General features: G+C 65.8%; 9 protein-coding genes. 5 read left to right on the forward strand and 4 right to left on the reverse strand.

Translation table 11 applies throughout. The features are described from left to right. Positions 1–198: 198 nt before the first annotated feature. A complete protein-coding gene (locus tag BMZ97_RS11515; RefSeq protein ID WP_092169127.1) occupies positions 199–1806 on the forward strand; it encodes an ABC transporter substrate-binding protein in 1608 nt (535 codons plus the stop codon). Positions 1807–1827: 21 nt separating this feature from the next. Here the strand turns inward: BMZ97_RS11515 and BMZ97_RS11520 are convergent, their stop codons facing one another. The 3 genes from BMZ97_RS11520 to mscL form a co-directional block, all read right to left on the reverse strand. Further along, positions 1828–2892, reverse strand: a complete 1065-nt coding sequence (locus BMZ97_RS11520; protein WP_175525525.1) for an AbrB family transcriptional regulator — start codon at positions 2890–2892, stop codon at positions 1828–1830. Positions 2893–3089: 197 nt separating this feature from the next. Then, positions 3090–4283 carry a pyridoxal phosphate-dependent aminotransferase gene (locus BMZ97_RS11525; RefSeq protein ID WP_092169133.1) on the reverse strand — a complete coding sequence of 398 codons (1194 nt, stop codon included), beginning with the start codon at positions 4281–4283 and terminating at the stop codon, positions 3090–3092. Between the two features lie 121 nt (positions 4284–4404). Beyond that, a complete protein-coding gene (gene mscL / locus BMZ97_RS11530) occupies positions 4405–4824 on the reverse strand; it encodes a large conductance mechanosensitive channel protein MscL (RefSeq protein WP_092169136.1) in 420 nt (139 codons plus the stop codon). A gap of 1362 nt (positions 4825–6186) precedes the next feature. Between mscL and BMZ97_RS11540 the strand changes: the two genes are divergently transcribed. Next, on the forward strand, positions 6187–9771 hold the full coding sequence (locus BMZ97_RS11540; RefSeq protein ID WP_092169143.1) for a hybrid sensor histidine kinase/response regulator: 3585 nt from the start codon (positions 6187–6189) through the stop codon (positions 9769–9771). Positions 9772–9795: 24 nt separating this feature from the next. Here BMZ97_RS11540 and BMZ97_RS11545 read toward each other — a convergent pair whose 3' ends face one another. Beyond that, on the reverse strand, positions 9796–10356 hold the full coding sequence (locus BMZ97_RS11545) for a thioesterase family protein (RefSeq protein ID WP_092169146.1): 561 nt from the start codon (positions 10354–10356) through the stop codon (positions 9796–9798). A 294-nt stretch (positions 10357–10650) separates the two neighbouring features. On the opposite strand from BMZ97_RS11545, the gene BMZ97_RS11550 reads away from it, so the two are divergent. The 3 genes from BMZ97_RS11550 to BMZ97_RS11560 all read left to right on the forward strand — a co-directional run bounded on the left by BMZ97_RS11550 (position 10651) and on the right by BMZ97_RS11560 (position 12235). Then, positions 10651–11163, forward strand: coding sequence for a tyrosine phosphatase family protein (locus tag BMZ97_RS11550; RefSeq protein ID WP_092169149.1), 513 nt, complete (start codon positions 10651–10653; stop codon positions 11161–11163). 286 nt (positions 11164–11449) lie between these two features. Continuing rightward, complete coding sequence (locus tag BMZ97_RS11555) at positions 11450–11914, forward strand: Lrp/AsnC family transcriptional regulator (RefSeq protein WP_069690296.1); 465 nt, start codon at positions 11450–11452, stop codon at positions 11912–11914. Positions 11915–11977: 63 nt separating this feature from the next. After that, on the forward strand, positions 11978–12235 hold the full coding sequence (locus BMZ97_RS11560) for an exodeoxyribonuclease VII small subunit (protein WP_092169152.1): 258 nt from the start codon (positions 11978–11980) through the stop codon (positions 12233–12235). The last annotated feature ends 28 nt before the right edge of the window (positions 12236–12263 follow it).

Genomic DNA, 12263 nt, shown 5'->3' on the forward strand with positions numbered 1-12263 from the left:
ATGCGAGCGCGTTATGGAGAATCCGCATCGGTTCTGGGTTCCGGGCTCGATCCTTCGGATCGCCCCGGAATGACGGCGGTGTTTCCAGATCAAGTCGTCGCACTTGCCGGCCCCCGCGACATGGCGCCCGGACAGCCACCCCGCCCGTGGCATAGGCCTTGCTGAACGGCATGCAGCTTCCCCCATAGAGGTGCATGCATGTTCAAACGCTTGCCAATATTTAAACGCTTGGTGGTCTCGGTCGCCCTCGCCCTTTCCATGGCCAGCGCGGCGCAGGCGGAATCGGTCGTCCGCTACGGCATCTCGCTCGCCGACATCCCGCTGACCTCGGGCCAGCCCGACCGCGGCGCCGGAGCCTACAAGTTCACCGGCTATACGCTCTACGACCCGCTGGTCGCCTGGGAGATGGACATCGCCGACAGGCCGGGCAAGCTCGTGCCCGGGCTCGCGACCGAGTGGAAGGTCGACGCCGCCGACCAGAAGAAATGGCTCTTCACCCTGCGCGAGGGCGTGACGTTCCATGATGGCAGCGCCTTCGACGCCAACGCCGTGGTCTGGAACCTCGACAAGGTCCTGGACGAGAAAGCCCCGCATTACGACCGCCGCCAGGCCGCACAGGTGAAGCCGCGCCTGCCGTCGGTCGCGAGCTACCGGGCGGTCGATGCGAAGACCGTCGAGATCACCACCAAGGCGGTCGACTCGTTCTTCCCCTATCAGATGCTCTGGTTCCTGGTTTCGAGCCCGGCGCAATATGAGAAGCTCGGCAAGGACTGGGACAAGTTCGCGCTGACGCCCTCGGGCACCGGCCCGTTCAAGCTCGACAAATTCGTACCGCGCGAGCGCGCCGAGCTCGTCAGGAACCCGGATTACTGGAACAAGAACCGCCTCGCCAAGGTCGACCGCCTGATCCTGCTGCCGATCCCAGAGGTGCTGGCGCGCACCAATGCGCTGATCACCGGGCAAGTCGACCTGATCGAGACGCCGGCTCCCGACACCGTGCCGCGCCTCAAGCAGGCCGGCATGAGGATCGTCGAGAACGTCACGCCCCATGTCTGGAACTACCATCTCAGCGTGGCGCCGGGCTCGCCCTGGACGGATCTGCGCCTGCGCAAGGCGATGAACCTCGCCATCGACCGCAACGGCATCGTCGAATTGCTCAACGGCCTCGCCAAGCCGGCGGTCGGCCAGGTCGATCCGGCAAGCCCCTGGTTCGGCAAGCCGAATTTCCAGATCAAATATGATCCCGATGCCGCCAGGAAGCTGCTGGCCGAGGCCGGCTATTCCAAGGAGAAGCCGCTGAAGGCGACCTTCGTCATCGCCCAGGGCGGCACCGGACAGATGCAGTCGCTGCCGATGAACGAGTTCATCCAGCAGAACCTCAGGGATGTCGGCATCGAGCTCGAGTTCAAAGTCGTCGAGCTCGAGGTGCTCTATACGCGCTGGCGCAAGGGCGCGAAGGACGAGATGAACGCCGATGTGACCGCGAACAACATCGCCTATGTCACCTCCGACCCGCTCTACGCGATCATCCGCTTCTTCCACTCCAACCAGGTTGCGCCGGTCGGCGTGAACTGGGGAACCTGGTCGAGCCCGGCGGTCGACGCCTTGCTGGACGAGGCCACCAAGACCTTCGACGTCGCCAAGCAGGATGAATTGCTGGCCAAGGCCCATGCCCAGATCGTCGACGACGCCGTGCTGGTCTGGGTGGTGCACGACACCAACCCGCATGTGCTGTCCCCGAAGATCAAGAAGTTCGTGCTGGCCCAGCACTGGTTCCAGGACCTGACCACGATCGGGGTGGATTGAGGAAAAGCCGCGCCGCTGGGTTCAGCGCTCCGGCGGCGCGTCCTTGATCCGGGCGACGATGAACGGCATCGCCAGGCCGATCAGCAGGAAGCGCGTGAGGTGGTGGGAGCCGACATAGAGCGTGTCGAGCCCCATGGCGAAGGCGAGCATCGCCATGGCCTCGAGCCCGCCCGGCGCAAAAGCGGTCATCGCGCTGGCATAGGGCACGCCAGCCAGCCGGGCCGCCGGCCAGGCGAAGGCGAAGGCAACGGCGATCGAGACGAAGAAGCCGCCGACCGCAAGCGGGAACAGTCCCAGAAGCTCCGGCCGGGGGATATGCGCGATACGCCCGCCCATGGTGGAACCCAGCAACACCAGCACGGCGGTCTGGATCTCGGGTGGCAATGTGCCGTGGACGAGGCCCGTGCCATGCAGGACGGCGCTGGCGAAGGTTGCGCCGAACATCATCGGCGCCGCCATGCGCAGCCGATCGAAGACGAGCCCGACCGCCAGGCCGCAGAGCAGCACGAACAGCATCGTGTCGGCCCCGACGATATCGGCCTGTGGTACCGGCACCGCCGAATGGGCCCCGCTCAGCTGCATCGCGCCCGGGAGCAGCGCCACCAGGACGAGCAGGCGGAAGAGCTGAACGACCGAGATCCGGCCAATATTGGCGCCCTTCGCCTGCGCCACGGCCAGCACCGTCGCGAGCGCGCCCGGTGCCGAGGCGAGCAGGGCATCGATCCAGGACCAGCGCGCGACATAACGCAGATACGCCCCTGTCAGGATCATGATCGCCGCCATGCCGAGCAGAAGCACGACGAGCGAGGCCGGGTAGCGGGCAGCGGCTGCGAGCGCCTCGGGCGTCGCCGCCGAGCCGATGATCGTGCCGGACAGGAGCACCGTCGAATCGAACCACGACCGGCGCAGAGCAGGCAGCGGGCGCAGGAAGGCGACCGTCGCGCTCAGTATCATCGAGCCTGACAGCCAGGCCGCGGGCGCGCCCAGCAGGGCGAAGGCGGCGCCGCCAAGCCAGGCGATGCCGATGGTCACGGCCTCGCGACCCAGAACAGCCAGCCGTGTCGAGGGATAACCGAAAAGCGCCATCGCATCCACGACCGCGCCAGAAGCGGGCGGCTCCGGCGCACTCATGAACGCGGGGCGCGGCGAGGTCAATTTCGCCGCCGCGCCGGCAGCGCAACGATACCCTGCAGCGAAAGCGCGCCGGCTCGCACTCCTTGATGAGAGACGGATTCAGATTTCAGGCGGGATCACGAAGCGACCCCGTCTGAAATCATCCGGCTCTAGCGCGCGGCGAGCGCCGTCTGGAGACGCGCCACGACCTCGACGAGGTCGGACGCCTTGCGCGCGAAGCAGAGCCGCAAGCCGGTCTCGCCACCCGGGCCGAAGGCCGTTCCCGGGGCGAGGCCGACATTGGCCTTGTCGACCAGCTCGATCGCCAGCGCCCGCGAGTCGCTGCGGCCGTCGACGCTGAAGAACTGATAGAAGGCGCCATCAGGTGCCGCGAGCGAGACCCGGTTGGTCGCCAGCAGACCCTCGGAGATGATCTTGCGGCCTTCGGCGGCACGCGCGATCTGCTGCGCGACGAAGGGTTCGCCCTCCTCGAGCGCGGCGATGGCGGCGCGCTGGACGAAAACGGGCGAGCCCGAGGTCGAATACTGGATCAGGTTCTCGATGACCTGGCCGAGCGCAGCGGGCGCCTCGATCCAGCCGATGCGCCAGCCGGTCATGGCCCAGTTCTTCGAGAAGGTCTGGACGAAGAGGACGCGGTCCTCCGGCTCCATCACGTCATGGAACGAAGCGGCGCGCGGGGAGCCGTCATAGACGAAGCGGGCATAGATCTCGTCGGCGATGATCCAGATGCCGTGCTTGCGGGCGAGAGCAAGCAGCGCGCCCATCTCCGCCTTCGTCGCGGTCCAGCCGGTGGGGTTGGCCGGCGAGTTGATCACCAAAGCGCGGGTCCTGGGCGTGATCGCGGCGGCGAGCTTGCCGAGATCGAGATTGAAGCGGCCATGCTCCAGATCCATCGGCACGCAGACGGCCTTGGCGCCGGCGATGCCGATCGCGGCGGCGAAGTTCGGCCAGGCCGGGGTCGGGATCACCAGTTCGTCGCCGGGGCCGGCGATCATGCGGACCGCGATCTGGACCGACTGCATGCCCGAGCCGGTGACGAAGAAGCGGTCGGAGGAGAAGGGCTGGCCGTAAAGCGTGGTGTGGTAGCGGGCGAGAGCCTCGCGCAATTCGGGGATGCCACGCTGCCAGGTGTAGAATGTCTCGCCATCGGCCAGCGACTTGTTGGCGGCGCGCGCGATGAAATCGGGCGTCGGAAGGTCGCCCTCGCCGACCCAGAGCGGGATCAAGCCCTGCTTGAGGCGGCCGTGATTGACCACCTCGACGATACCGCTCTCGGGCGCGTTGCGGGCTTCGGGCCTCAGATCGGCGATCAGGCTGGCGCCCGGCAACGTCGTGGTGGTCATGAACTGAACCTCGCGAAAGTGACCCGCCTTCCTTTAGCCGATAGCGGCGCGGGCAAGCATGAAATCGCGAGATCGGGTCGATCGGTCGCGGTGATGAATCGCCGCGACCGGTCGAAGGTCTTCAGGCCGACTGCTTCTTCAGAAGGTCGCGGATTTCGGCGAGCAGGACGATGTCCTCGGCCGGGGGAGCGGGCGGCGGCGGGGCCTCGGCCTTGGTGCGCTGCAGCCTGTTGATGCCGCGCACGACCAGGAACAGCACGAAGGCGATGATCAGGAAGTTGATCGCCACGGTCACGAATGAACCATAAGCGAAGACCGCGCCCTGCTTCTTGGCCTCGACGAGGATGGGAGAGGTCACCGCCTTGTTGAGGCCGATGAAGTAGTTCGAGAAATCGACGCCGCCGAGCGCTCCGATGAAAGGCATGATCACGTCGCTGACCAGCGAATCGACGATCTTGCCGAAGGCTGCGCCGATGATCACACCGATGGCGAGATCGACGACATTGCCCTTCAGTGCGAATTTCTTGAATTCCTCAAGCATGGTCTGCCCCCTTCTTGCGGCTGTCTTGCTCGCGGCACGCGTTAGCCCAGCGCCGAAGCTGAAACGCTAACGGAGTCGCGCGGGCGTTAGAAGAGCCTGTTCGCCGCAAAGCTGCAGCCTGCACAGATAGCTAGAGCCCGCCCCATGATCAGGAGGCCGCTCCACCTCGTCAGGCTCGCCCTCGTGGCGAGATCTCCACCGTAACCGACGCAAAGCCGGAAAGCTGCCGTTCCAGGTGTCAGCTCGGGGTCGGAAGCTGACAAAAAAAATAGGATTCTTTCCACCTTCGTATGAAGCGGACGATCCCCACAGGGAGGAAGATTGCAAATGCAACTGGCGGACCAGCGAACCATAGCATGAGCTTCAGAGAATGATTGTCGCCGTCCACCCAATTAGAGCCAAATTGAATTAGAATAAATGCCGAGATCAAAACTGCCCATACATGATATTTATTTGGCAATATCGCCACAATCACGCCAATAAATAACGCTGTACCGCCCCAAAGATATAAGTAATTCAACCAAATAACCGACATCGACCTCCTTCCTTCCGCGTGACACATATAATTGCGCAGAGAGTCTGAAGATCACCTCACTGCCCGCTATGGGTCGAAAGCAGGCGATGTCGCCCGCCTGAAGAACGGACCTCAATTATCGCTGAGATCGAGTGTCGGTCGTGGTGAACTCCCGCCCTTGTGGCGAGCATCCACGTCTTGAACATCGCCCTCGCCCGACGAAGACGTGGGTGGCCGGGACAAGTCCACGGCTGTCCGGTTCGCCGTGAGCGCCCGATCGAAAAGCTTCGTTCATTGAAGGCTTTTCCAGCGGGCGGGGACGAATGAGACAGGCGCGGGGAACCCTTCTCCCGTGTGGGAGAAGGGCAGGGATGAGGGCAGGCCAGACAACCAGATCGCGCAAGCCGCTCCGCATCGTCTCCTGCGCTTTCAGGATGAGCCGGCGCTGCGGCGCGGTCGCGCCTCAATAATCAGCGGCAGGCCCTCATCCCTGCCCTTCTCACTGAACTCGGGCTTGCCCGAGTTCAGCACTCAGAGTGTCGAAGTCGGGTAAACCCGACTTCGATGCGGGAGAAGGGTTCCCCGCGCTCTTCATCCGGCGCTTCGCGTCACCTCCGCCCGCGAGGGGAGAGCCGTGCATGATCCGCTCAGAGACCAAAACCTCAACCGGACAGCCGTGGGACAAGCTCGACCATGACGAACACCATCCTATTCATGCGTGTCGCGTGGGAGGCTAACATCATCCGCCCCTGGCTATTCCGGCCCGGCAGTCGCGCCGAAAGCGCTATGGCGAGGGGCTCGCGACGCAGCTAGGTTGCGCAACGCCGAATTGCGGCGCTGGAGGCGCAATGATCCCCGCTTGGTCCGTGGTCCTGGTGGCGCTGGCCTATCTGTGCGGCCTGTTCGCGGTCGCCCATATCGCCGACACGTCCGGGCACAGGCTGATCACCGGCCGGGCGCGCGCGACGATCTACGCGCTGGCGCTCGGCGTCTACTGCACCTCCTGGACCTTCTACGGCTCTGTCGGCTTCGCCAACCGCGCCGGCTTCGACTTCCTGGGCATCTATGTCGGGCCGATCCTGGTGATCGGCTTCGGCCACCGCTTCGTCGGCCGCATCGTCGAGATCGCCAAATCGCAGAACATCACCTCGATCGCCGATTTCGTCGGCGCGCGCTACGGCAAGAGCGAGCGCGTGGCGGCGCTGGTCTGCATCGTCGCGGTCATCGGCGCGCTGCCCTATATCGCGCTCCAGCTCAAGGCGGTGGCGAACTCGCTCTCGGTCTTCCTGATCGCCACCGGCGGCCATGCCCTGACGCCTGAGGTTCCCGTCCTGAACGACCTCGCCTTCCTGGTGGCGATGGTGCTGGCGGGCTTCGCCTGCGCCTTCGGCACACGCCATATCGATGCCACCGAGCACCAGGACGGCCTCGTCATCGCAATCGCGGTCGAGTCGCTGATCAAGCTCGTCGCCTTCCTCGTGCTCGGCGTCTTCATCGTCTACGGCCTGTTCGACGGCGCCGGCGATCTCCTCGCCAAGGCGGCGCGATTGCCCAACGGCGCGCCGCCGCTGTGGGAGCGGACCTCGAGCTGGCCGACCTTCCTGACCCTGACCCTGCTTTCCTCCTGCGCCGCGCTGCTGCTGGCGCGGCAGTTCCACATGACGATCGTCGAAAATCGCGACGCCCGCGACGTCCGCCGCGCGGCCTGGATGTTTCCGCTCTACCTCATCCTGATCAATCTCTTCGTGCTGCCCTTGGCGATGGCCGGCGAATTGCTGATGCCGGGCGCCGAGATCGACCGCGACATGACCGTGCTGCTGCTGCCGCTGCAGAGCGAGGCCGGGCTGCTCGCGCTCGTCGTCTTCGTCGGCGGGCTTTCGGCCGCGACCGCGATGGTGATCGTCGCGTCCGTCGCGCTCGCCATCATGATCTCGAACCACCTCGTCATGCCGCTGCTGCTGCGCGGGCGCGGCGGCCTGAGCGACCCCGCGAGATCCATGGCGATGCTGACCGCGCAGCGCGGCGGCAGCAGCAACAGCAACGGCACGACGGGCGGCGATCTCGGCTCGCAGGTCGTGATCATTCGCCGCGCCGCGATCCTGCTCGTGATCCTGCTCGGCTATGCCTATTACCGCGTCGCCGGCGAGGCCGCCCTGGTCTCGATCGGCCTGCTCTCCTTCGCCGCGACGGCGCAGATCGCGCCGGCCTTCTTCTGCGGGCTGGTCTGGCGGCGCGGCACGGCGCTTGGCGCCGCGGCGGGCCTGACCATCGGCATCCTGGTCTGGACCTATACGCTCCTGCTGCCGAGCCTCGCCCGTCCCGGCAGCCTCTGGGAGGCGCTGGTCAACGAAGGGCCATACGGCATCGCGGCGCTGCGGCCGGAAGCGCTGTTGGGGCTCGATCTGCCGGCTCTGCCACATGGCGTGGTCTGGAGCCTGGGCCTCAACATCCTCGCCTATATCGGCTTCTCCCTGCTGCGGCCCGCCAATGCGATGGAGCGGCTCCAGGCCAATGCCTTCGTCGAATCCGACAAGGCGACGATGGCGCAATCCTTCTCGCTCTGGCGCTCCAGCGTCACTGAAGCCGAATTGCAATCGACCATCGGCCGCTATCTCGGTCAGGAGCGGACGCAGCGTGCCTTCGAGGGCTTCGCCAGCGGGCGCGGCGAGGAACCCAACGCCAATCGCGAGGCCGATATCCATATGCTGCGCTTCGGCGAGCACCTGCTCTCCTCGGCGATCGGCGCAGCGTCATCGCGCCTCGTGCTGTCGCTGCTGCTGCGGCGGCGCAACCTCTCGACCGAAGCCGCCTTCAAGCTGCTCGACGACGCTTCGGCCGCGCTGCAATACAATCGCGACATTCTCCAGCACGGGCTCGACCATGCCGGCCAGGGCATCACCGTGCTCGACCGGAACCTGCGCCTGCTCGCCTGGAACCAGGCCTTCATCCAGCTCTACGACCTGCCGCCCTCGCTGGTGCGTTTCGGCACCGGCCTCGACGAGGTCGTGCGCTACAATGCGGCGCGCGGCGCCTATGGCGACGGCCAGCAGGACGAATTGATGGCGGCGCGGCTGGAGAGCTTCGTCAGGGATCGTGAGCCGGTGCGGCTCAAGCTCTACCCGTCCAAGAAGGTCATCGAGATCCGCTCCAACCCGCTGCCCGATGGCGGCCTGGTCACGACCTATACCGACATCACCCAGGAGGTGCAGGCGCATGAGGAGCTCGAGCGCACCAACGAGACCCTGGAGCGCCGCGTCGCCGAGCGCACCGAGGAGATCCTGCGGGTCAACACCGAATTGCAGCGCGCCAAGGCCGAGGCCGACGAGGCCAACGCCTCGAAAACCCGCTTCCTCGCCGCCGCCAGCCATGACATCCTGCAGCCGCTGAATGCGGCGAGACTCTACGCCACCTCGCTGGTCGAGCGCGACCGCGCCGCCGGCAGCCCCGACCTCGCCGAGAACATCGACGCCTCGCTCGACGCGGTCGAGGAGATCCTGACCGCGCTGCTCGAGATCTCGCGCCTCGACGGCGGCGCGCTGAAGCCCGAGATCACCGCCTTCCGCGTCGATGAATTGATGCGCCAGCTCCAGCGCGAATTCGAGCCGAGCGCGCAGGAGAAGGGCTTGAAGCTCGTCTTCATGCCAACGGCGATGGCGCTGCGCTCGGACCGGCGCCTGCTGCGCCGCCTGCTACAGAACCTCGTCTCGAACGCGATCAAATACACCCCCAGCGGCAAGATCGTGGTGGGCTGCCGCCGACGCGGCGCGCAGGTTTCGGTCGAGGTGCTCGATACCGGGCTCGGTATCCCGCAAAGCAAGCAGAAGACGGTGTTCCGCGAGTTCCAGCGGCTCGACCAGGGGGCGAAGGTGGCGCGCGGCCTGGGGCTCGGCCTCTCCATCGTCCAGCGGATCGCGCGCACGCTCGACCACAAGCTGACCCTGGTCTCGACGCCGGGACGCGGCACGCGCTTCTCGGTTCTGGTGCCGCGCGCCTCGCCACTGCCGGCGATGTCGACCAGCGCCGCGCCGCGCCATGCGCCGGCGGGCCAGCTCGCCGGGCTGAAGCTGCTGGTGCTCGACAATGAGCCGGCGATCCTCGACGGCATGAAGCAGTTGCTCGGCGGCTGGGGCTGCGTGGTCACGATCGCGGCCAGCGTCGAGGAGGCTCAGCTGTCGCTGCGTACGCATGGCGACCCCGACGTGCTGATCGCCGATTACCATCTCGACCATGGCAACGGCCTGACCGCGATCAGCACGCTGCGCCAGCGTACCAGTACGGCCTTGCCGGCGATCCTGCTGACGGCTGACCGCACGCCGCAGGTGCGCGAGGCCGCCGCCGCGCTCGACGTCCACCTGCTGAACAAGCCGCTGAAGCCCGCCGCCTTGCGCGCGCTCCTGGCGCAGTGGCGGGCGACGCGGCTGGCTGCGGAGTAGTTGAAGCCCCGGCTGGCCCGGAACTCAGCGCCCGGACGAACCCGCCTGCCGCATCGCCTCTTCCGACACCAGGAAGGCCGCGACCTCAGGGCTCGGCTCCGGGCTCGTCGCCCCGACGCCGATCTCCGCCATCAATGTCGCGACGGGCACATAGCTCTTGCCGGAACGGTCGTAGAGCGCGGCGCGGACGAGCGCGACGGCCGCGACGATCTCGCTGCCGTCGCGCGCCCGGCTCAGCACGCGATGCTGCATCACCAGCCAGCTATCGCTCCAGCACAGGATCGCCGTCTCGAGCCGGAAGGGCCTGAACGATCGCAATTCCCGGCGGAACCGGATGGTGCCCGCATTCACCACCGGCACCCAGCGATGGCGCAGCACGGCGCGCCACAGCCCGGTGCGGAGCATCAGGTCGGTGCGGCCGAGATCCATCAGCGTCCAGTACCGGCCATTATTCATGTGCAGGCTGGTGTCGAGATCATGCGGCCAGACGCGGAAGGCCAGCAGCGAGGGCGCCTCCAGAGGCTTGAGCCTTGGACGGAACGGGCTGGTCAGGAGCAGCCAGAGCAGGCGCAGCCAGAGATTCATCGCGGCTTCCCGATTAACGATGGTTTACCTGTAAACATTTGCACATATGTGACCAGATCCCGCTTGGCTACACCATCGACATCGGCTCATGCTGCGAGCCGACAGGATGCTTGCGCATTCGCGGGCGCTCGGCCCGCCCCTAGAGCAGGATCAATTGCGAAAAAGTGGGAACCGGTTTTTCGCAATTGATCCTGCTCTAACTCTTGGATGAGAGACGGATTCAGATGTCAGATGGGATCACTCAATGATCTCATCTGAAATCATCCGGCTCTTGCGACCGACAGGACCTTCGGCATGCCGACCTTGCACGTCTCATCCCTGTCGCGGCTCCACGAGACCGTGGCGGCCGTGCGCGCCAGCCATGTGGTGACGCTGATCAACGTCAACACGGTGGTCGAGCGGCCCGCCGGCGTCGCACCGGAGCGCCACCTCTTCCTCGGCATGTCGGACATCGTCGCCCCCATGGACGGGCACGTCGTGCCGGCCGAGGCGCATGTCGAACGCTTCCTGCATTTCGTCAGCGAATGGGACCGCACCGCGCCGCTGGTGATCCATTGCTGGGCCGGCATCAGCCGCTCGACGGCGGCAGCCTTCATCGCCGCCTGCGCGCTCGGGCCGGGACGCAATGAGGCGGACATCGCCACCGCCTTGCGCGCCGCCTCGCCCTCAGCGACACCGAATGCGCGGCTCGTCGCCATCGCCGATGGGATGCTCGGCAGGCAGGGCCGGATGAGCGCCGCGATCGAGCGGATCGGCCGGGGCGAGGATGCCTTCGAGGGCACGCCGTTTCAGCTCGCCCTGGCCTAAAAGGCGGGTGGAATCCGGCCCTCGAGAGCAGGATGCGAAAAAGTGGGCACCGGTTTTTCGCAATCGATCCTGCTCTCACTTTTAGATGAGAGACGGATTCAGATTTCAGATGAGATCACTCTGTGATCCCATCTGAAATCATCCGGCTCTAGCCCGGCAGCATCGTGCGGGCATGGGCGCAGCTCGCGTCGAAGACGGCGCGATTTTTCCGTTCCGACGCAGAATATTGCTTGCGCCCGCCGGATTTTGCGACAATGCATCCGGCAAGAGGGATTTTGCCAGCGCCATGACGATCGAACTCGATTCCCGCGACCGTTCCATCCTGCGCATCCTGCAGATGGACGGGCGGATCACCAATTCCGACCTTGCCGAGAAGGTGCATCTGTCGCCCTCGGCCTGCCTCCGCCGGGTCCGCCAGCTCGAGGAGAGCGGGCTGATCCGTGGCTATGCGATGCTGCTCGATGACAAGATCGCGGGCTTTCCGGGCACCGCCTTCGTCTTCGTCACGCTCGACCAGCAGGGCCGCGCCTCGCTCGAAGGCTTCGAGCAGGCGGTGCAGAACCTGCCCGAGATCCTGGAATGCCACCTGCTCGCCGGCGCGCATGATTATCTGATGCGCGTGATCTACCGCGACAGCGCCGATTTCGAGCGCATCCACACCGACATCATCACGCAATTGCCGGGCGTCACCCGCGTGCAATCGACGCTGACGCTGCGCACCATCAAGAAGAGTTCGGCGCTGCCGGTGTGACGCGCGGGGTTGCGGCACGCGCCCCGGAGACCGATAAGCTCTGGTCAAACGGGAATCGCGCCAGTGACTGAAGCCAAGCAGAACTCAGACATCGCCGCCCTGCCCTTCGAGGCGGCGCTCAAGGAACTCGAGGCGATCGTCGCCAAGCTCGAACGCGGCGACGTGCCGCTTGAAGAATCGATCGACATCTACACGCGCGGCGAAGCCCTGAAGGCGCGCTGCGACGCGCTGCTGAAGCAGGCCGAGGCGCGCATCGAGAAGATCACGCTGGGCGCCGACGGCAAGCCCACGGGGACCGCGCCACTCGACGTCGAGCAATAATCTCCCGCCGGAGCGCTTTTACTGCACT

Origin of the sequence: Allobosea sp. OK403 (assembly GCF_900113835.1) — a bacterium.
Classification (GTDB): domain Bacteria; phylum Pseudomonadota; class Alphaproteobacteria; order Rhizobiales; family Beijerinckiaceae; genus Allobosea.